The 20,308-nt window shown below is 72.0% G+C and carries 19 protein-coding genes; 11 read left to right on the forward strand and 8 right to left on the reverse strand.

The genetic code is table 11. The features are described 5' to 3' along the window. Window positions 1–70: 70 nt before the first annotated feature. Window positions 71–610, reverse strand: coding sequence for a peptide deformylase (def, locus tag ACICHK_RS07435; protein ID WP_406836300.1), 540 nt, complete (start codon window positions 608–610; stop codon window positions 71–73). Between the two features lie 154 nt (window positions 611–764). Here def and ACICHK_RS07440 point away from each other — a divergent pair, with 154 nt between their 5' ends. From ACICHK_RS07440 to ACICHK_RS07470, 7 genes are all read left to right on the forward strand, one after another. Further along, window positions 765–2,003, forward strand: a complete 1,239-nt coding sequence (locus ACICHK_RS07440) for a MurT ligase domain-containing protein (protein WP_103550639.1) — start codon at window positions 765–767, stop codon at window positions 2,001–2,003. 19 nt (window positions 2,004–2,022) lie between these two features. Next, on the forward strand, window positions 2,023–2,751 hold the full coding sequence (locus ACICHK_RS07445; RefSeq protein ID WP_151470510.1) for a type 1 glutamine amidotransferase: 729 nt from the start codon (window positions 2,023–2,025) through the stop codon (window positions 2,749–2,751). Between the two features lie 294 nt (window positions 2,752–3,045). Beyond that, window positions 3,046–4,071 (forward strand): 6-phosphofructokinase, encoded by a 1,026-nt coding sequence (locus tag ACICHK_RS07450; RefSeq protein WP_151470511.1) that lies wholly within the window; start codon window positions 3,046–3,048, stop codon window positions 4,069–4,071. A 103-nt stretch (window positions 4,072–4,174) separates the two neighbouring features. Continuing rightward, on the forward strand, window positions 4,175–5,128 hold the full coding sequence (locus ACICHK_RS07455) for a cytochrome c oxidase assembly protein (protein WP_406836301.1): 954 nt from the start codon (window positions 4,175–4,177) through the stop codon (window positions 5,126–5,128). 227 nt (window positions 5,129–5,355) lie between these two features. Then, on the forward strand, window positions 5,356–6,828 hold the full coding sequence (locus ACICHK_RS07460; RefSeq protein ID WP_406836302.1) for a DUF6777 domain-containing protein: 1,473 nt from the start codon (window positions 5,356–5,358) through the stop codon (window positions 6,826–6,828). After that, window positions 6,828–9,002, forward strand: coding sequence for a protein kinase domain-containing protein (locus tag ACICHK_RS07465; RefSeq protein ID WP_406836303.1), 2,175 nt, complete (start codon window positions 6,828–6,830; stop codon window positions 9,000–9,002). Before ACICHK_RS07460 ends, ACICHK_RS07465 begins: the two co-directional genes overlap by 1 nt. A gap of 94 nt (window positions 9,003–9,096) precedes the next feature. Continuing rightward, window positions 9,097–9,255, forward strand: coding sequence for a hypothetical protein (locus tag ACICHK_RS07470; protein WP_167455624.1), 159 nt, complete (start codon window positions 9,097–9,099; stop codon window positions 9,253–9,255). Window positions 9,256–9,303: 48 nt separating this feature from the next. On the opposite strand, the gene ACICHK_RS07475 is transcribed toward ACICHK_RS07470, so the two are convergent. From ACICHK_RS07475 to ACICHK_RS07490, 4 genes are read right to left on the reverse strand one after another with little or no spacing between them, the layout of a single operon-like run. Beyond that, a complete protein-coding gene (locus tag ACICHK_RS07475; protein WP_406836304.1) occupies window positions 9,304–10,509 on the reverse strand; it encodes a sensor histidine kinase in 1,206 nt (401 codons plus the stop codon). Continuing rightward, window positions 10,506–12,248, reverse strand: a complete 1,743-nt coding sequence (locus ACICHK_RS07480) for a cation acetate symporter (protein WP_406836305.1) — start codon at window positions 12,246–12,248, stop codon at window positions 10,506–10,508. Before ACICHK_RS07480 ends, ACICHK_RS07475 begins: the two co-directional genes overlap by 4 nt. A gap of 3 nt (window positions 12,249–12,251) precedes the next feature. After that, window positions 12,252–12,611, reverse strand: a complete 360-nt coding sequence (locus ACICHK_RS07485; protein ID WP_151470516.1) for a hypothetical protein — start codon at window positions 12,609–12,611, stop codon at window positions 12,252–12,254. A 10-nt stretch (window positions 12,612–12,621) separates the two neighbouring features. After that, window positions 12,622–13,377, reverse strand: coding sequence for a LytR/AlgR family response regulator transcription factor (locus ACICHK_RS07490; protein WP_406836306.1), 756 nt, complete (start codon window positions 13,375–13,377; stop codon window positions 12,622–12,624). 98 nt (window positions 13,378–13,475) lie between these two features. Between ACICHK_RS07490 and ACICHK_RS07495 the strand changes: the two genes are divergently transcribed. From ACICHK_RS07495 to ACICHK_RS07510, 4 genes are all read left to right on the forward strand, one after another. After that, on the forward strand, window positions 13,476–13,979 hold the full coding sequence (locus ACICHK_RS07495) for an Lrp/AsnC family transcriptional regulator (protein ID WP_151470518.1): 504 nt from the start codon (window positions 13,476–13,478) through the stop codon (window positions 13,977–13,979). Between the two features lie 125 nt (window positions 13,980–14,104). After that, the gene (gene ddaH / locus ACICHK_RS07500) at window positions 14,105–14,917 is read left to right on the forward strand and encodes a dimethylargininase (protein ID WP_406836307.1); all 813 of its coding nucleotides are present in this window, start codon (window positions 14,105–14,107) and stop codon (window positions 14,915–14,917) included. Further along, complete coding sequence (gene rocD / locus ACICHK_RS07505; protein ID WP_406836308.1) at window positions 14,914–16,164, forward strand: ornithine--oxo-acid transaminase; 1,251 nt, start codon at window positions 14,914–14,916, stop codon at window positions 16,162–16,164. The genes ddaH and rocD overlap by 4 nt, the downstream gene beginning before the upstream one ends. Before the next feature lie 101 nt (window positions 16,165–16,265). Further along, on the forward strand, window positions 16,266–16,991 hold the full coding sequence (locus ACICHK_RS07510) for a 1-acyl-sn-glycerol-3-phosphate acyltransferase (protein WP_151470521.1): 726 nt from the start codon (window positions 16,266–16,268) through the stop codon (window positions 16,989–16,991). 78 nt (window positions 16,992–17,069) lie between these two features. Here ACICHK_RS07510 and ACICHK_RS07515 read toward each other — a convergent pair whose 3' ends face one another. The 3 genes from ACICHK_RS07515 to ureG all read right to left on the reverse strand — a co-directional run bounded on the left by ACICHK_RS07515 (window position 17,070) and on the right by ureG (window position 20,275). Beyond that, complete coding sequence (locus tag ACICHK_RS07515) at window positions 17,070–18,674, reverse strand: alpha/beta hydrolase (protein WP_406836309.1); 1,605 nt, start codon at window positions 18,672–18,674, stop codon at window positions 17,070–17,072. Window positions 18,675–18,842: 168 nt separating this feature from the next. Then, window positions 18,843–19,610: an urease accessory protein UreD gene (locus ACICHK_RS07520; RefSeq protein WP_406836310.1), complete on the reverse strand. Its 768-nt coding sequence runs from the start codon at window positions 19,608–19,610 to the stop codon at window positions 18,843–18,845. Further along, window positions 19,598–20,275, reverse strand: coding sequence for an urease accessory protein UreG (ureG, locus tag ACICHK_RS07525; protein ID WP_406836311.1), 678 nt, complete (start codon window positions 20,273–20,275; stop codon window positions 19,598–19,600). The genes ACICHK_RS07520 and ureG overlap by 13 nt, the downstream gene beginning before the upstream one ends. Between the last annotated feature and the right edge of the window lie 33 nt (window positions 20,276–20,308).

Consider the following 20,308-nt stretch of genomic DNA (forward strand, 5'->3'; position numbering starts at 1 on the left):
AAACACGGCGCCGGACCGCCGCGGGGCACGGCGCCGTCCGCCGGGAACGGCCGACGGTGCCGGACCGTCCTCAGCCGCTCCAGGGAGCCCGTCCCACCTGACGCAGAAGGCGGCGTCGGCGCCATCCGGTGAGCCGGTCCGCGTACACCCCGCCGTCGAGGTGGTCGCACTCGTGCTGGAGGCACCGCGCGAACCAGCCCGTGCCGTGCACGGTGACCGGCTCGCCGGTGAGCGCCCGGCCCTCGACGACCGCGTGGTCGTACCGCTCGGTCCCGGCCTCCAGACCGGGCAGCGAGAGGCAGCCCTCGGGTCCGCGCAGGACCACACCGTCCGCCTCGACGAGACGGGGGTTCACCACGTGTCCCACATGGCGGACGTCGTCGTCGTCCGGGCAGTCGTACACGAAGACCCTCAGACCGACGCCGATCTGGTTCGCGGCGAGGCCGACGCCCTCGGCGGCGTACATCGTCGCGAACATGTCCTCGACGAGCTCCGCGAGCTCGGGGCCGAATTCGGTGACGTCCTCGCAGGCTGTACGCAGGAGGGGGTCACCGAGCAGGATGAGGGGCCGGACGCGTCCGTGGGTGCCCGGGATGGAACCGTGTCGCATGGCGGCAAGGGTACGGTCCTGGTAGGCGCGCCCAGGTCGCGCCGGCACCGAGGTGGTGCCGCGATTCGGGCCCGTGAGTGGATCTCGATAGGCTGAGCCCCCACATGTGCCGGGGGCAGGGGCGCGGCGCGTACGCAAGGAGGATCGAGAAACGATGTCAGGCAACTCGGACCCGCTGTCGCCGCGGGCCAAGCTGGCCGTGACGGCGGGCAAGGCGGCGGCAGCCGTCTCGCGGGCCGCCGGACGCGGCAGCGGATCGGTGATCGGCGGCCGGGTGGCGCTCAAGCTCGACCCCGACCTGCTGGCGAGGCTCGCCACGCACCTGGACGTGGTCCTGGTGTCGGCGACCAACGGCAAGACCACGACGACCCGGCTGATCGCCGAGGCGCTGCGCGCCGCGGGCCCGGTCGTGTCCAACGCGCTCGGCGCCAACATGCCCGCGGGCATCACCTCGGCGCTGGCCGGGGGCTCGGACGCCAAGTTCGCGGTCATCGAGGTCGACGAGAAGTACCTCGCCGGTGTGGCACGGGACACCGACCCGAAGTGCATCGCGCTGCTGAACCTCTCGCGCGACCAGCTCGACCGCGCCGCCGAGACGCGGATGATGGCCGAGCACTGGCGTGAGGGGCTGGCCGGTTCCAAGGCCGTCGTGGTCGCCAACGCGGACGACCCGCTGGTGGTCTGGGCCGCCTCCTCCTCGCCGAACGTCATGTGGGTGGCGGCCGGCCAGATGTGGAAGGAGGACGCCTGGTCCTGCCCGTCGTGCGGCGGCGTGATGCAGCGCCCCGGCGACGACTGGTTCTGCGGCGAGTGCGGCTTCCGCCGTCCGACGCCGACCTGGGCCCTGTCCGGGGACCACGTCCTCGACCCGCACGGTTCCGCGTGGCCGATCCACCTCCAGCTCCCGGGCCGGGCCAACAAGGCGAACGCCGCCTCGTCGGCCGCCGTGGCCGCCGTCTTCGGGGTGCCGCCGCAGGTCGCCCTGGAGCGCATGTACCAGGTGCAGGCGGTGGCCGGACGCTACGACGTGGTCCAGTTCATGGAGCGCGACCTGCGTCTGCTGCTCGCCAAGAACCCCGCGGGCTGGCTGGAGACCTTCTCCCTGATCGACCCGCCGCCGACCCCGGTCATCCTGTCGGTGAACGCGCGCGGCGCCGACGGCACCGACACCTCCTGGCTGTGGGACGTCGACTACACCCGGCTGACCGGGCACCCGATCTTCGTTCTCGGCGACCGCAAGCTCGACCTCGCCGTCCGCCTCGAAGTGGCGAACCAGCAGTTCCAGGTCTGCGACACCCTCGACCAGGCCGTGCAGATGGCGCCGCCCGGACGCATCGAGGTCATCGCGAACTACACCGCATTCCAGGACTTGAGGCGTCGTGTCGGCAACTGAGCCACGGAGGACGAAGAAGATGACGGACAACAGCCTGCGCCTGGTGTGGGTCTACCCGGACCTGCTGAGCACCTACGGCGACCAGGGCAACGCCCTCGTCATGGAACGCCGGGCGCGTCAGCGCGGCCTCGACGTGGCCCGTGTCGACGTGCGCAGCGACCAGCCGATCCCGACCTCCGGCGACATCTACCTGATCGGGGGCGGCGAGGACCGGCCGCAGCGGCTCGCCGCGGAGCGACTGCGCCGCGACGGCGGTCTGGAGCGCGCGGTCGGCAACGGCGCGATCGTGTTCTCCGTCTGCGCCGGCTACCAGATCCTCGGACACGAGTTCATCAACGACCTCGGTGAGCGCGAGCCGGGCCTCGGCCTGCTCGACGTGGTCTCGGTGCGCGGTGAGGGCGAGCGGTGCGTCGGCGACGTCCTCGCGGACATCGACCCGCGGCTCGGCCTGCCCCAGCTCACCGGCTTCGAGAACCACCAGGGCGTCACCCACCTCGGCCCCGGCGCCCGCCCGTTCGCGAACGTGCGGATCGGCAGGGGCAACGGCACGGGCGACGGCACCGAGGGCGCGTACAACGACACCGTGTTCGGCACGTACATGCACGGGCCCGTCCTCGCCCGCAACCCGCAGATCGCGGACCTGCTGCTGAAGCTGGCCCTCGACGTCAACGCGCTGCCGCCGACCGACGACCGCTGGTACGAGGCGCTGCGCGCCGAGCGCATCGCGTCCGCCCAGCAGCCCGCGTAGGGCCGGTCCGCTCCGGCGGGTCAGAGGAACCGTTTCTCATGGAGGAACGGTTCCTCTTGGCGTTTCCGGGGAGGAACCGTTTCCGCTTCACGAAAGGATCCGTACAGGTCCACGAAACGGTCCGTACGGGCCCTGCCGGAGCCCGTCTGAAACGGCATCCGCACAGGTGAGCGGGCGCGTCCAGCAGGCGGACGCACGGTACGGCGCGGGCCCCTCCCGCCGGTAGGCTGGCCGCGATACTCGCCGGACAACGTGGTCCGGTCCCCGGCCCACGTTGAGAAGGTATTTCGGGCTATGCGCATTGGTGTCCTCACGTCCGGCGGCGACTGCCCCGGCCTGAACGCCGTCATCCGGTCGGTCGTACACCGTGCCGTCGTCGACCACGGCGACGAGGTCATCGGCTTCCGGGACGGCTGGAAGGGCCTCCTGGAGTGCGACTACCTCAAGCTCGACCTCGACGCCGTGAGCGGCATCCTCGCTCGCGGCGGCACCATGCTCGGCTCCTCCCGGGTCCAGCCCGCGCACCTGCGTGACGGCGTGGAGCGGGCCAAGGGCCACGTGGCGGACCTCGGGCTCGACGCGATCATCCCGATCGGCGGCGAGGGCACGCTGAAGGCGGCCCGCCTGCTGTCGGACGGCGGCCTGCCGATCGTCGGCGTGCCGAAGACCATCGACAACGACATCGCGGTCACGGACGTCACCTTCGGCTTCGACACGGCCGTCGGCGTCGCGACCGAGGCCCTCGACCGGCTGAAGACCACCGCCGAGTCCCACCAGCGCGTGCTGATCGTGGAGGTCATGGGCCGCCACACCGGCTGGATCGCGCTGCACTCCGGCATGGCCGCGGGCGCCCACGCCATCGTCGTGCCGGAGCGTCCCTTCGACATCGAGGAACTGGCCGCGCGGGTCGGCGAACGGTTCGAGGCGGGCAAGCGGTTCGCCATCGTCGTCGCCGCCGAGGGCGCCAAGCCCCGCGAGGGCTCGATGGCCTACGACGAGGGCGGCAAGGACATCTACGGCCACGAGCGCTTCGCCGGCATCGCCCGCCAGCTCTCCATCGAGCTGGAGGAGCGGCTCGGCAAGGAGGCCCGGCCGGTCATCCTCGGACACGTCCAGCGCGGCGGCACCCCGACGGCGTACGACCGCGTGCTCGCGACCCGCTTCGGGTGGCACGCCGTGGAGGCCGTGCACCGGGGCGAGTTCGGGATGATGACCGCGCTGCGCGGTACCGACATCGTGATGGTGTCGCTCGCCGAGGCGGTCGAGACGCTGAAGACGGTTCCGGAGGAGCGCTACGCCGAAGCCGAGTGCGTGCTCTGAGACGTGCGCGGCAGAACCGCCCCCGGTCGCGTCCGCGACCGGGGGCGGTTCTACTCTGGTGCGGACAGACAGCGCACAACCAGTACGAAACAGGAGCCGGCGGATGGATCACAGCGGGCACGGCATGACCATGGATCTGCCGCCGTTCACGCTGGGGCGGGGGCTCGAATGGTCCGCCGACCCGTTCTTCCTCGTCGCGTGCCTGCTGGGGCTCGGACTGTACGGCTGGGGAGCCGTACGGCTGGCCCGGCGCGGCGACGCGTGGTCGTGGGGCCGTACGGCCTCCTTCGTGGTCGGCGTGCTGACGGTGATGCTCGTCATGTGCACCAGGCTGAACGACTACGGCATGGTCATGTTCAGCGTGCACATGGTCCAGCACATGGTGATCAGCATGCTCTCCCCGATCCTGATCCTGCTCGGGGCACCGATCACGCTGGCGCTGCGGGCGCTGCCGGTGGCCGCGAAGCGGGGCGGCAAGGGGCCGCGCGAACTGCTGCTGATGTTCCTGCACAGCCGGTACATGCGGGTCGTGACGCACCCGGCGTTCACCATCCCGATGTTCATCGCGAGCCTCTACGCGCTGTACTTCTCCCCGCTGTTCGACTTCCTGATGGAATCCACGACGGGTCACGTCTTCATGATGTGCCACTTCCTCGCCGTCGGGCTGTTCTTCTTCTGGCCGATCATGGGCGTGGACCCGGGTCCGCACCGCCCCGGTCACCTGATGCGGATGCTGGAACTGTTCGCGGGGATGCCGTTCCACGCGTTCTTCGGCATCGCGCTGATGATGGCGTCGGGCCCGATGGTCGAGTCGTACAAGAATCCGCCGGCCTCCCTCGGCATCGACGCGCTCGCCGACCAGACCGCCGCCGGCGGCATCGCCTGGGCGTTCAGCGAGATCCCCTCCGTCCTCGTCCTGCTCGCGCTGCTCTTCCAGTGGTACAACTCCGAGCAGCGGCAGGCCAAGCGCCTGGACCGCGCCGCGGACCGGGACGGCGACAAGGAACTCGAGGCGTACAACGCCTATCTGGCCTCATTGAACGCACGCGGTCGCTGAATTCACCGCATCAATTCCACTTGCGTGAAAGCCATTTCCATTCAGTAGCATGGAGGTGAAGCTCCGCGTCCGCTCTCCGGACCGCGGAGTCCAGGGGGAAATCGCAAGGGGGAGCGGTCATGACGTTTCGCGCATCCATGCGAAGGGCCGGATTATCGGCGGCACGCCGGACGGTCCTGCTACTGGTTTCCGCACTGATCGTCAGCGGGTGCGGAAAATCCGACCATTTGTTCGCCATTCGTGCCGTGGCCGCGGGGGTCTCGCAGGCCGATCCCTTCTTCGAGGAGGACGGCACACTCGGAAAGGACGCCACCGGCGCACGGCCGGCCCGGCCGGTCGGCGGGGTGCAGGCCAGCAACAGCCCGGGGTTGTACGGGGGGACGGCCGGAGGTGACGCTCCGGGCGAACCCGGTGGTGGCGGCACCGGCGACCGGGGCGGAAGCACCGGCGGCGGGAGCGACGGGACACCGGGACCGGACAGGACCGGCGGGACCGCCCCCGACTTCGGCGGCTCGGCCCGGCCCGGCACCTGTGCCGTCGCGCGGCTCAAGGAATTCCTCACCGACCCCGAGAACTCCGCCAGGGCGCGGGAATGGGCGCGTGTCCTGGATATCCGGCCGGACGGGATCTCCGGATATGTCGACCGGCTCACACCCGTCGTCCTGCGTCACGACACCCTCGTGACGAATCACGCCTACAAGCACGGCAAGGCCGTCCCCTTCGAATCCTTGCTCCAGTCCGGAATCGCCGTTCTGGTCGACCGCCGGGGGCTGCCCGCGGTGAAGTGCTCCTGCGGCAATCCATTGCGCCCCTCCAAGGCGGACATCAAAAAGGTCTCGGTGGGTTTCAAGGGCGGAAACAGGAAATGGTCCGGCTTCCGGGAGGACCGGATCGTGGTGGTCGAGCCGCCGCCCGGGAAGGAACCCCTCCACCGGCTCCGCCTGGTGGACGTCGACGACCCCGGCCGGGGGATCTCGCGCCCGCTGGGCACGGAGGGCGAGAAGGACACGTCGTTCGACGCGCGGAAGGAGACGACCGTGCCGTCGGTCACGGGCCTGACGTTCGCCGAGGCGAGCGAACGGCTGGCGCGGGCCGGACTCTCCCTCGCCTTCGACGGCGCCTCCCTGCCCCCGGACGACTCCCGGGTCACCTCGTCCCGGCCCGCCGGGGGCAGTGCCCTGGAATGGGGCAGCCAGGTGACGCTGTCCGTGTCCGGCACGGGCGACGACGGGACCCCGGGCACCCCCACGGACACCGGCGGCCTGACACCGGGCCCGGACACGTCCGGCACCGACGCGGGGACCTCCCCCGGAGTTCCCACCGGGGGAGGGACCGACACGGGCGGGACCGACACGAGCGAGTCCGGCTCGGGGACCGCCGGAAACACCACCGGGACCACGGACGGGAGCACCACCGGGACCACGGACGGTGCCACCACCGGTGGCGAGACCACCGGTGAGACCACGGGGAGCACGGACGGGACCACGACGGGCACCACGGAAGGCACCACCACGGAACCCGCCGGCACGGAGTCCGCCACCGCGAGCCCGACCGCCACGGACGGGACCGGTACCGGTCCCACGGACGGCGAGACCCTCGCGAGCTCCGCCGGCACCGCCACCGGCGAGACCGGCGAGACCGGCTCCGCGGGCGCCGGTGGCCCCGCGGGGCCGTCCGCGTCCGCGGGGGGTGTGACCTGATGGCGCCGGTGCCGCCCCGGTCGGGCGTGGGCCGGCTCATCGCCGACCGGTACCTGCTCGTGGACCGGGTCGGGTCGGGCGGGATGGGCCACGTGTGGCTCGCGCACGACCAGCGGCTCGACTGCGACGTCGCGCTCAAGGAGATCAGGTTCCCCGACTCCCCCGGGAGCGGCGCGGACCACGAGTCGCGGACGGCGCGGGCCCGCGCCGAGGCCCGGCACGCGGCGGTGCTGCGGGGGCATCCGCACGTCGTGACGGTCCACGACGTGCTGGAGCACGAGGGCCTGCCGTGGATCGTGATGGAGTACGTGGCCGGCGCGGTGGACCTGCGCGACCGGGTCGCCCGGAGCGGCCCCCTCGCCCCCGACGCCTGCGCCCGTATCGGCGTCGCGGTGCTCGACGCCCTGACCGCCGGGCACGAGCACGGCATCATGCACCGGGACGTGAAACCCGCCAACATCCTGCTCGCCCCGGACCGCAGCGGGAACCCGGAAGCCCGCGTCCTGCTCACCGACTACGGCATCTCGGTCCAGCCCGACTCCCCGGAGACGCGCTGGACCCAGACGTCCGTGCTGGTGGGCACGGCCGGCTATCTGGCCCCGGAGCGGGCGACGGGAGGTCCGCCGACAGCGGCGGCCGACCTGTTCTCACTGGGCTGCACCCTGTACTTCGGGGTGGAGGGGCACGGGCCGTTCGACCGGGACACCGATCTCGCCGCCCTCACCGCCGTGGTCCTGGAGGAGGCCCCTCCGCCGCTTCGGGCGGGTGCCCTGCGGCCGGTCGTCGAGGCGCTGCTGGCCAAGGATCCCGCCCTCCGGCTGTCCGCCGAGGACACCGCGTCGGCGCTGGCCGGGATCCTCACGCCGGGGCCCCATCCCCCGACCCGTCTCGACCCGGGCTCGCGGCCGCCGTGGTCGGGGCTCGGCACGTTCGACGGGTCCTTCGGGGCGTCCGGCCCGGCGGAGGACCGGAGCCGGGCCCTGCCGGGTGCGCATCCGTCGGCCGAGGGCGCGGCCGCGTACGGTCCGGCCCCGGACCAGGGGCCGACGCAGGACCAGGGGCCTGCCGTACCGGCGGGACACTCCCCCGCCCCGGGCCCGTACCCGCCGACGGGCAGGGGGTACGGGTACCCGCCCACGGCCGGGGGGCACGCGTACCCGGCACCGGCCGAGGAGCACGGACACCCGCCGACGGCCGAGGGGTACGGCCCGTACGCGCCCGTGGGCCATGACCGGGACTCCGGCACGGCCACACCCTGGGAGGGGTTCCACCGTCCGGCGCCCGGGCAGGGCCATGGGCCGCCCTGGTACGGAGCCCCGCCCGCCCCGGTCCCCGGCCCTCCGGGGCGGCGCCGGCGAAAGCCGCCGTACGCCCTGCGGGCCGTGGCCGCGGCCCTGCTCGCGTTCGCGCTGACGGCCGGTGTGGTCGTCTGGTACGCGGAGGCGCACCGGGTGGCCCGGCTGCCGTACGGCGACGCGGTCGGACTCACCGAACCGCTGCGCCGGGGCGACTGCGTCCTCGGCGAACCGGCCCTGTCGAGGACCACCGACGTGCCGCGGCTGACACTGGACCCGGGCTGTCACCACGGTCCCGACGCCCAGGTGATGGCGGTGTACAGGGCGCCCTCGTTCGAGGCGGCCCGCCGTGACGGTGCGCGACGGTGCGCGGAACGGACCAGGGACACCGCCCACAAGCTCGCGTGGAACGTCAGGAGCATGGCCGTCGTGCCCACCCGGGAGGGCTTCGGCACCACCGGAGGTACCGTCGCCTGTCTGCTCGCGGGCGTGCACGGCCCGGTGTTCGGTCCGCTCGGGGACCTGCGCGAGGACGGGATGACCTTCACGGACGCGACCCAGATGCAGCGGGGCGACTGTCTGGGCCATGTGGGAGGAGAGGCCCGTGTCGGTACGCACTTCGAACTGGTCGCCTGCGACGGGAAGGAGGTGGGCAAGGTCGTCGAGATCACCCACCTCGGCGCCCACCCCCTCGGGACGGACCCGTTGGAGCAGGCGAACGACCAGTGCGCGCTCGACGCGCCACCGGATCGGTACGACTACGACCCCTCGTCGTACTGGAGCCATGGCGTGCGCAGCGTGGGGGTGTGGGCCCGGCCGTACCGCCTGGTGGTCTGCTTCGTCGAGAAGGGGCAGCGCCCGTCGCCGGGGACCCGGTAGTCGGCACGGCTCTGGCGATGTGACTCCCTCCGGGTGAAAATGGCCCCGAAGGCCACGGCCCGCGTCGCGGACCCGCCTGGAGGAGGGTGTTGCGATGCCCGGTTCGACGAAGACGATGGGGGTGCTCACCGTGGGCGGGCTCGTCGCGGTGACGGCCTACACGGTGGCGCTGGGCAGCAACGGCTGGCTGTGGTTCGGCTGGGTCGTGCTCGGTCTGATCACGCTGGGGATGGTGGTCTCCCACAGCACCTGATCCCGGCCCTAAGGAGCCGGTCCCGGCCGTGACGGTGGCCGGGGCGGCTCACTGCCGGGGGCGCCCGGCCGCGGAGTGGACGCCGGGCTGGTACTTGGGGAGCCGGGCGGTGATCCTCATCCCCGCTCCCACCGCGGTCTCGATGACCAGACCGTGATCGTCGCCGTACACCTGGCGCAGCCGTTCGTCGACGTTGGAGAGTCCGATCCCCCCGGAGGGGCCGACCTCCCCGGACAGGATGCGGCGCAGCCGCTCGGGGTCCATGCCGACGCCGTTGTCCTCGATGACCACGAGCGCCTCGGCACCGGCGTCCTGCGCCGTGATGCTGATGTGGCTCTTGTCGGTCTTGCCCTCCAGCCCGTGCTTGACGGCGTTCTCCACCAGGGGCTGGAGGCAGAGGAAGGGCAGCGCGACCGGCAGTACCTCGGGTGCGATCTGCAGGGTGACGGACAGCCGCTCGCCGAAGCGGGCCCGGACGAGCGCCAAGTAGTGGTCGATGGCGTGCAGTTCGTCGGCGAGGGTGGTGAAGTCGCCGTGCCTGCGGAACGAGTAGCGGGTGAAGTCGGCGAACTCCAGGAGCAGTTCGCGGGCGCGCTCGGGATCGGTGCGGACGAACGAGGCGATCACGGCGAGCGAGTTGAAGATGAAGTGCGGGGATATCTGGGCTCGAAGCGCCTTGATCTCGGCCTCGATCAGCCGTGTCCGGGACCGGTCGAGGTCGGCCAGTTCCAGTTGGACGGAGACCCAGCGCGCGACCTCGCCCGCGGCGCGAACGAGGACCGCGGACTCCCGGGGCGCGCAGGCGACGAGCGCTCCGTGCACCCGTTCGTCGACGGTGAGGGGGGCGACGACGGCCCAGCGCAGCGGGCAGTCGGGCTCGTCGCAGGTGAGCCGGAAGGCCTCGCCCCGGCCGGTCTCCAGCGGGCCGCCGAGACGTTCCACGACCTCGGTGCGGTGATGGGCGCCGACGCCGTCCCAGGCGAGGACCGTCTCCCGGTCGGTGAGGCACAGGGCGTCCGTGCCGAGCAGGGTGCGCAGCCGCCGGGCGGACCGGCGGGCCGTCTCCTCGGTGAGTCCGGCGCGCAGCGGGGGCGCGGCGAGCGAGGCGGTGTGCAGGGTCTGGAAGGTGGCGTGCTCGACCGGGGTGCCGAGCCCTCCGAGGTTCTCGGGCCGCGCGGTACGTCTGCCGAGCCAGAACCCGGCCGCCAGCAACGGGAGTACGGCCACGCACAGCCCGGCGACGAAGCCGCTCACCCGCTCACCGTCCCGCCGGCCGCCGTCCGGACCTGACCCTCCATGAGTTCCTCCGGGAGGTGGAAGCGGGCGAGTATCGCGGCCGTCCCGGCCGGTACGCGGTCGGCGGTGGCCAGCGACACCAGCACCATGGTCACGAAACCGAGCGGCACCGACCAGAGGGCCGGCCAGGCGAGCAGCGCGCGCAGCGGGCCCGCCGTCCCCGGATAGCCGGCCATGGTCGCGCCGACGGCGACGAGTGCCGCGCCCCCGCCGCCGAGCATCCCGGCCGCCGCCCCCAGCGGGGTGAGCCGCCGCCACCAGATGCCGAGGACCAGCAGCGGGCAGAAGGAGGACGCGGACACGGCGAACGCGAGGCCCACGGCGTCGGCTACGGGCAGTCCGCCCACCAGCACGCTCGCGGCGAGCGGCACGGCCATCGCGAGGACGGTGCCGAGCCGGAAGTGCCGTACGCCGCGGGCGGGCAGCACGTCCTGGGTGAGCACGCCCGCGACCGCCATGGTCAGTCCGGAGGCCGTCGAGAGGAACGCGGCGAAGGCGCCGCCCGCGACGAGCGCCCCGAGCAGGTCCGCGCCCACTCCGCCGATCATCCTGTCGGGCAGCAGGAGCACGGCGGCGTCCGCGTCGCCGGTGAGGCTGAGTTCGGGGGCGTACAGCCGGCCGAGGGCCCCGTAGACGGGCGGCAGGAGGTAGAAGGCGCCGATCAGGCCGAGCACGACGACGGTGGTGCGGCGGGCGGCGACGCCGTGCGGGCTGGTGTAGAAGCGGACGACGACGTGGGGCAGGCCCATCGTGCCGAGGAAGGTGGCGAGGATCAGTCCGTAGGTGGCGTAGAGCGGGCGTTCCTCGCGCCCGGCGGCCGGTGAGGCCGCCAGGGCGTCGCCGCCGCCCCGTTCGGCCGCCGGGACCGGAGTGCCCCGGGCGAAGGTCAGCCGGGTGCCGCCGTCGATGCGGTGGGTGCCCCGCGGGAGCCGGACGCGCGCGTCCTCGTACCGCCGGCCGTCGACGGTACCGGTCGCGGTGACGGTGAGCGGCCGGGACAGCTTCAGGTCGAGCGTCGCGTCGATCCGGACGAGGCGCTGTTCGCGGAAGGCCGGCGGTTCCTCGAAGACGTCGCGGGGGGCGCCGTGGGACTGCCAGGCGAGGACCAGGAAGAGCGCGGGGACGAGCAGGGCGGTGAGCTTGAGCCAGTACTGGAAGGCCTGGACGAAGGTGATGCTGCGCATGCCGCCCGCGGCGACCGTGGCCACCACGACGACGGCGACCAGGACCCCGCCGAACCAGTCGGGCGCGTCGGTCAGGACCGCCAGCGTCAGCCCCGCGCCCTGCAGTTGGGGCAGGAGGTAGAGCCATCCCACGCCGACCACGAAGGCCCCGGCGAGCCGTCTGACGGCCTGGGAGCCGAGCCGGGCCTCCGCGAAGTCGGGCAGGGTGTAGGCGCCGGAGCGGCGCAGGGGTGCCGCGACGAACAGGAGCAGCACGAGATAGCCCGCGGTGTAGCCCACGGGGTACCAGAGCATGTCGGGTCCCTGGACGAGCACCAGACCGGCGATGCCGAGGAAGGAGGCGGCGGAGAGGTACTCGCCGCTGATCGCGGCCGCGTTGAGCCGGGGGCCGACGGTGCGCGAGGCGACGTAGAAGTCGGAGGTGGTCCGGGAGATGCGCAGCCCGAAGGCACCGACCAGGACGGTCGCGAGGACGACGAGGGCGACGGCGGGAACGGAGTAGTTCTCGTCCACGGTTCAGCGGTCCTCGACCAGGCGCACGAGGTCCTCCTCGTTGCGTTCCGCCCGCCGTACGTACCAGCGGGCGAGCAGCACCAGCGGCGGGTAGAGGCAGAAGCCGAGGACGGCCCATTCCAGGGCGGCGCCGTCGGGCATCGCGGCGAAGACCAGCGGCAGTGGTCCGACGAGCAGGACCAGGACGGCGAACGTGACGCACGCGGCCCGGAGCTGACTGCGCATCAGGGAGCGTACGTAGGTGTGGCCGAGCGTGGTCTGTTCGTCGATCTCGGTCCTCGGCCGGTAGTAGCCGGAGGCGCGGCGCGCGCGGCGGGGCGCTCCGGTGACGACGACACGGCGTTCGGCGGGGTCCTGCGGCACGTGGCGCTCCTCAGCTCGTGGTCCGGCGCAGCAGCAGATCGCGCAGCTGGCGGGCGTGCCGACGGCTGACCTGGAGTTCGACGGAGTCGACCAGGACGCTCACCGTGCCCGCGTCCAGGCGGAGTTCGCCGATGTGCCGCAGGGCGACGAGGTGGCGCCGGTGGATGCGGACGAAACCGCGGGAGCGCCAGCGCTCCTCGAGGGTGGACAGCGGGATGCGCACCAGGTGGCTGCCCTGCGCGGTGTGCAGCCTGGCGTAGTCGCCGTGGGCCTCCACGTGCGTGATGTCCTCGACGGCCACGAAGCGTGTGACGCCGCCGAGTTCGACGGATATGTGGTCGGGGTCGGGCTCGTGGACGGGTATCAGGGGTGTGGTGTCCCGCAGTTGGGTGGCCCTGCGGACCGCCTCGGCGAGCCGTTCGCGGCGTACGGGCTTCAGGACGTAGTCGACGGCCTTGAGGTCGAAGGCCTGCACGGCGAATCCCTCGTGGGCGGTGACGAACACGACGAGCGGCGGCTGGGCGAACCCGCCGAGCAGCCGGGCCAGGTCGAGCCCGTCGAGGCCGGGCATGTGGATGTCGAGGAAGACGACGTCGATCGCCTCGGGTCCGCCGGGGCCGCTCTCCAGGGCCCGGTTGATCCGGCGCAGCGCCTCGGTCGCGTCGCCCGCGCCCTCGGCGCTGCCGATCCGGGGGTCGGCGTTCAGCAGGTACAGCAGTTCCTCGAGGGAGGGTCGTTCGTCGTCGACGGCGAGCGCGCGCAGCATGAGAGTGGAGTGTAGGAGTGATTCGCACGGCTGGACATGTGCCGGACACGGCCGTCGCGCCCGGCCGGCCGGCGGTCGCGGCTGGATACAGTGCCGCCATGAACAGCAAGCCCGCGATGTTCGACGAGCTCGACCGCAAGATCATCACTGCCCTGATGGCCAATGCCCGGACGAGCTTCGCGGAGATCGGCGCGGCGATCGGACTGTCCGCGACGGCGGTCAAGCGCCGGGTCGACCGGCTGCGCGAGACGGGTGTGATCACCGGGTTCACGGCCACGGTGAAGCCCGCGGCGCTCGGCTGGCGCACGGAGGCGTACGTGGAGGTGTACTGCGAGGGCGCGGCGCCGCCCCGGCGGCTCGCGGAGGTGGTGCGCAATCATCCGGAGATCACCGCCGCCATGACGGTGACCGGGGGCGCGGACGCGCTGCTGCACGTACGGGCGGTCGACGTGGAGCACTTCGAGGAGGTCCTGGAGCGCATCCGGGTGGAGCCGTTCATCCGGAAGACGATCAGCTACATGGTGCTGTCCCATCTGCTGCCCGAGGCCCCTGAGGCGGGGGCGACCCACGCCGCCCCGGACGACGCAGGAAACGTGCGCTGACCCCGCCGATCACGCAGCAGTACTGCGTATACGCGCAGCTCTTCTCGCTTGTCGTGCCTGTCCCCCGCTTCTTACCGTGGAGACATCCCACCAGATGACACCGCAGGAAGCGGAGGAACCTCTCTGTGTCCGAAAGCCGTGTGCCGCGCTCCCGGCGCTTCCTCGTCTGCGAACCCAGACACTTCGCCGTGCAGTACGCGATCAACCCCTGGATGCGTCCCGACACCCCCGTGGACGTCGATCTCGCGCGCGACCAATGGCAGGCGCTGATCAGCGCCTATCGCGCGCACGGCCACACCGTCGACTCCGTCGAGCCGGTCCCCGGCCTTCCCGACATGGTCTTCGCCGCGAACTGCGCGCTCGTCCTTCAGGGCCGTGTCTTCGGCTCGTCCTTCCACGCGCCCGAGCGCCGCCCCGAGTCCACCGCGTACGAGACCTGGTTCAAGACGGCCGGTTTCGACGTCTACCGTCCCGAGTCGGTGTGCGAGGGCGAGGGCGATCTCGTCCCGACGCGCCGTTACATCCTCGCCGGTACGGGATTCCGCACCACGCCCGAGGCCCACCGCGAGGTCCAGGAGTTCTTCGGCGTCCCGGTGATCGGCCTGCGCCTGGTGGACCCGCACTTCTACCACCTGGACACCGCGCTGTTCGTCCTCGACGACGACAACATCGCGTACTACCCGGAGGCCTTCTCGCCCGGCAGCCGCGAGGTGCTCGGTCGGCTGTTCCCGGACGCGGTGCTCGCCACCCGTGAGGACGCGCTCGCCTTCGGCCTCAACTCCGTCTCGGACGGCCGTCACGTCTTCATCGCGCCGCGCGCCGAGGCCCTCGCCGACCAGCTCGTGACCCATGGCTACGTCCCCGTCCCCGTCGACCTGTCGGAGCTCCACAAGGCCGGCGGCGGCATCAAGTGCTGCACACAGGAGATCCGTTCATGACCGCTCCCGCCCGCGCCACCACGTCCGCCGGCGCCGTCGCGCGCAGCTCCGAGGAACTGATCCGGGCCGAGGGACCCGTCCTGGCGCACAACTACCACCCGCTGCCCGTGGTCGTCGCGCGCGCCGAGGGCACCTGGGTCGAGGACGTCGAGGGGCGCCGCTACCTCGACATGCTGGCGGGCTACTCGGCCCTCAACTTCGGCCACCGCAACCCGGTGCTGATCGAGGCGGCGCACCGCCAGCTGGACCGGCTCACCCTGACCTCGCGGGCCTTCCACAACGACCAGCTGGCCGGGTTCGCCGAGTCCCTGGCCGCCCTGACGGGCCTGGACATGGTCCTGCCCATGAACACGGGCGCCGAGGCGGTGGAGAGCGCCGTCAAGGTGGCCCGCAAATGGGCGTACGAGGTGAAGGGTGTCGAGCCCGGCCGGGCCACGATCGTGGTGGCGGCCGGCAACTTCCACGGCCGCACGACCACGATCGTCAGCTTCTCCACCGACGAGAGCGCCCGCACCGGCTTCGGCCCCTTCACGCCCGGCTTCCGGGTCGTGCCGTACAACGACCTGGCCGCGCTCGAGGCGGCGATCGACGAGACGACGGCCGCGGTGCTGATCGAGCCCATCCAGGGCGAGGCCGGCGTGATCATCCCGGACGACGGCTATCTCGCCGGCGTCCGCGAGCTCACCCGCCGCACCGGCTGTCTGTTCGTCGCGGACGAGATCCAGTCCGGCCTCGGCCGCACCGGCACCACCCTGGCGGTGGAGCACGAGTCGGTCGTGCCCGACCTGCTGCTGCTCGGCAAGGCGCTCGGCGGCGGCATCGTGCCGGTCTCCGCGGTCGTCGGACGCCGGGACGTGCTGAGCGTGCTGCGTCCGGGTGAGCACGGCTCCACGTTCGGCGGCAATCCGCTGGCGGCGGCGGTCGGCTCGGCGGTCGTGGGCCTGCTGGAGACCGGTGAGTACCAGCGCCGGGCCGCCGAGCTCGGCGCGGTGCTGCGGGACGGGCTGACGGCCCTGGTGGGCCGGGGCGTCGAGGGCTTCCGCGCCCGGGGGCTGTGGGCGGGCGTCGACATCGACCCGTCCATCGGCACGGGCCGGGAGATCAGCCAGGGCCTGATGGACGAGGGGATTCTGGTCAAGGACACCCACGGCTCGACCATCCGGCTGGCGCCGCCGCTCACCGTCACGGCCGAGGAACTCCAGTCGGCTCTCGGGGCTCTGGAGAAAGTTCTGACGCAAGGGGTCTGATACCGGCCAAGAGGCCACAGAGAGTGACACCGCAGCGGTTACGCCCGGCGACGGCCGCGCCTACACTGATCGCTCCCCAGGGGAAAAGAGGGAGTGCCCCAGTGTTCTATCACGTGCTCAAATATGTGCTTCTGGGTCCACTGTTGAGGCTGGTCTTCCGGCCTCGGATCGAGGGCCTTGAGCACATACCGTCGTCGGGTGCCGCCATCGTGGCGGGCAACCACCTGTCCTTCGCGGACCACTTTCTGATGCCGGCCATCCTGAAGCGCCGGATCACCTTCCTCGCGAAGGCCGAGTACTTCACCGGTCCGGGCGTCAAGGGGCGGCTGACGGCCGCCTTCTTCCGCAGCATCGGGCAGATCCCGGTGGACCGTTCCGGCAAAGAAGCGGGCCAGGCCGCGATCCGCGAGGGGCTCGGCGTGCTGCGCAAGGGCGAGCTGCTCGGCATCTATCCCGAGGGCACCCGTTCGCACGACGGGCGGCTGTACAAGGGCAAGGTCGGCGTCGCGGTGATGGCCCTGCGGGCCCAGGCCCCGGTGATTCCCTGCGCGATGATCGGCACCTTCGAGGCCCAGCCCCCGGGCCGGAAGCTCCCGCGGATCCACCCCGTGACGATCCGGTTCGGCAAGCCCCTCGACTTCTCGCGCTACGCCGGGATGGAGGGCGAGAAGGCCGTCCTGCGCGCCATCACCGACGAGATCATGTACGCGATCCTGGCTCTGTCCGAGCAGGAGTACGTCGACCGGTACGCGGCCGTCGTCAAGGCCGAGGAAGCCGCGGCGAAGGCCGAGTCGGGGCGCAGGTTCCCCCGGATGCCGATGAGTTGACGCGGCCCGCACGAACGCGCGCACCGCGCGGCGAAGGGGGCGGCCGGGATGCCCGGCCGCCCCCTCGTGCTGTCGGGACTACGGCTTCGGAGTGGCGTGCGGGGTGCACGTCACGTCGGCGGCGTCCGTCTTGCCGGTGAGCAGGTAGGAGTCCACCCGCTCGTTGATGCACGGGTTGACCAGACCGGTCACGCCGTGCGAGCCCGCGCCCTGCTCGGTGATCAGGCGGGAGCCCTTGAACCGCTTGTGCAGTTCGACGGCGCCCTGGTACGGGGTGGCGGCGTCATTGGTGGACTGGACGATGAGGACGGCGGGCAGGCCCTTGCCGGTCTTCACCTCCACCGGGGTCTGCTGCTTGACCGGCCAGGTGGCGCACGGCAGGTTCATCCACGCGTTGGCCCAGGTCATGAACGGGTACTGGGCGTTGAGCTTGGTGTTGTCCCGGTCCCACTTCTTCCAGCTGGTGGGCCACTTCGCGTCGGCGCACTCGACGGCCGTGTACACGGCGTTGCCGTTCTCCGAGGAGATGTTGCCCGCCGTGTCCGTGAGGTCGGGGGACGCGGCGTCGACGAGCGCCTGGGTGTCACCGGCGACGTACTTGCTGAACACCGAGGCGGTCGGCACCCACGAGGAGTCGTAGTACGGGGCGCTCTGGAAGAAGGAGATCAGCTCGGCGGGGCCGACGACGCCGCCCAGCGGGGCCTTCTTCGCGGTGGCGCGCAGCTTCAGCCACTGGTCCTGCACCTTGGCGCGGGTGTCACCGAGGTGGAAGGTCGCGTCGTTCTTGGCGACCCAGTCCTCCCAGTCCTTCCAGCGGCCCTCGAAGGCGATGTCCTGCTCCAGGTTGGCCTGGTACCAGATGTTGTCGCGCGACGGGTTGACGACGCTGTCGACGATCATCCGGCGCACGTGCCCCGGGAAGAGCGTGCCGTAGACGGCTCCGAGGTAGGTGCCGTAGGAGACGCCCAGGTAGTTGAGCTTCTTCTCGCCGAGCGCGGCCCGGATGACGTCGAGGTCGCGTGCCGTGTTGGGCGTGGTCATCTGCGCCAGCACGGCCTTGCCGCTGCGCTCGGCGCAGCCGTCGGCGTACTCCGCGGCCAGCTTGCGCTGGGCCCGCTTGTCGGCCTCGGAGTCCGGGACCGGGTCCGCCTTGGGCGCCTTGACGAACTCCTGCGGGTCGATGCAGGAGATGGGCGCCGAGTGGCCGACGCCGCGCGGGTCGAAGCCCACGAAGTCGTACGCCTTGGCGGTGTTCGCCCACAGGGGGCTCTTGGTGGTGACACGGCGCGGGAAGCGCATGCCGGAGCCGCCGGGGCCGCCGGGGTTGTAGACGAGCGCGCCCTGGCGCTCCTCCTTGGTACCGGTGTTCCCGATCCGGTCGACGGCCAGCTTGAGCTGCTTGCCGTAGGGGTGCGCGTAGTCCAGCGGCACACTCACCCAGCCGCACTGGATCGGCTTCTCGAAGCCCCAGTCGGCCGGGCAGTCCTTCCAGTCGATCCCGGCCTTGGCGGCCCGCTCGGCGGCGACGGCCGCTCCGTGCTGCTCACGGCTCTGTCCGTGGCCGTGCCACGAGTCGGCGGTGGCCGAGGGCGCCGCGACGGCTCCGGCCATCAGGGTCGCCGTGACGAGCACTCCGGCCGAGCCGAACGCCGCCACCCGTTTCGTCGGTCTCTTGGACCTCAAGTGTGACCTCCCCGTACCTCATGGTGATTGGTACGAGGATCCTTTCGGCTGTGAGGTCTCTGAGAACAGACGTGACCGGTGTTCTTTACCAATCCGATAGCCGGTACGCCGTGTTCCGCTGAGCGGTGAGCCTGATGTGAATCAGCCTTCCCGACAACATAGTTGACGTCACGTGAGATCTCCCAGCGCATTGTCCAGCACGCGTCGCAACAGCAGCGCGTCGGGGGCCAGCGCCGTCACGAGCACGGCGGGGCCGGCGAGCGGGGTGAGCGCGGCGTGCTCCCCGAGCGGTCGCGCCGCCGGCAACTCCCTCTCGAACTCCGGTCGTACGACGATCAGTTGCCCGAGCGCCCGATGCCCCCCGAGGACAGCGGGCCCGTCCCAGCCGCCGGGCGCTCCGGGACCGCAGGCCAGCTCCTGGTCGAGCAGGGGCCGCCCGTCACGCCGTACGGTGAGACGGCTGGTGAGCCGCCCGGGTTCCTCCCCCGCGCGCCCGAGCACCTGCTCCTCCCGGAGGACGAGCCGGGCACCGCCCCTGAGGTCGGCACGCGCGGAGACGGACAGCTCGCTGCCGCTGGCGGAGATCAACTGCTCCGGAAGCCACCACAGTTCGCCTCCGTCGGCGACGTCGAGGCGTACGTCGTAGCGGGCCTCGCCCTTGGCCTGTCCGGGCAGCGCGATGGTGGCGGCGGCCGAGCCGACCCGCAGCCGCGCGCCTGGCCCGACCCGGGCCTCGACGGCGAGGTGGTCACCGCCGAGCGGTCCGCTCATCGCCCCGACCAGCATCACACGCGCCTCGGACCCGCCGCCCCGGACCCGGCGCGGGGCGAGCGGCCCCTGACCGTCCAGCACCGGCAGCGAGGTCCCGCCCCGGCCGTCGTCCCTGGCCTCGATCCGCGCGGTGGCGCGGACTCCCGCCGTCGTCACGCCGTCCACGCCGCGAGCCGTTCCCGTACCCAGCCGGCGACCGCCGTGACACCGCTCCCGGTGCGCAACGACTGGAACACCACCGGGAGTCCGGCCCGCTGCGCCTCGGCGTCGGCCGCCATCCGCTCCAGGTCGGAGCCCACGTAGGGCGCGAGATCGGTCTTGTTCACGACGAGCAGGTCGGCCGTCGTGACCCCGGGTCCGCCCTTGCGCGGGATGTCGTCCCCGCCCGCGACGTCGATCACGAAGATCTGCGCGTCGACGAGCCCCCTGGAGAAGGTCGCGGTGAGGTTGTCGCCGCCGGACTCCACGAGGATCAGGTCGAGCGGCCCGGTCTCGTCCTCCAGGTCCTCGACCGCTTCGAGGTTGGCGGAGATGTCGTCCCGGATCGCGGTGTGCGGGCAGGCGCCGGTCTCGACGGCGGTGATCCGCTCGGGTGGCAGTACGGCCTCCCGCAGCAGGAACTCGGCGTCCTCGCGGGTGTAGATGTCGTTGGTGACGACGGCGAGGGACAGTTCGTCGCGCAGCGCCCGGCAGAGCGCGGCGACGGTGGCGGTCTTCCCGGAACCGACGGGACCGCCGAGCCCTATGCGCAGGGCACGGCGCCTTCCGTCGGGCCGGCGGGCGTCGGCACTGACCGCGGACGGCCCGTGGTGAACGTGATCGAGGTGCACGGTACGGCTCCAGCTTCGTTCGGCGTGTGGGTG

This window comes from Streptomyces sp. AHU1, assembly GCF_045343905.1.
Lineage (GTDB): Bacteria > Actinomycetota > Actinomycetes > Streptomycetales > Streptomycetaceae > Streptomyces > Streptomyces triticiradicis.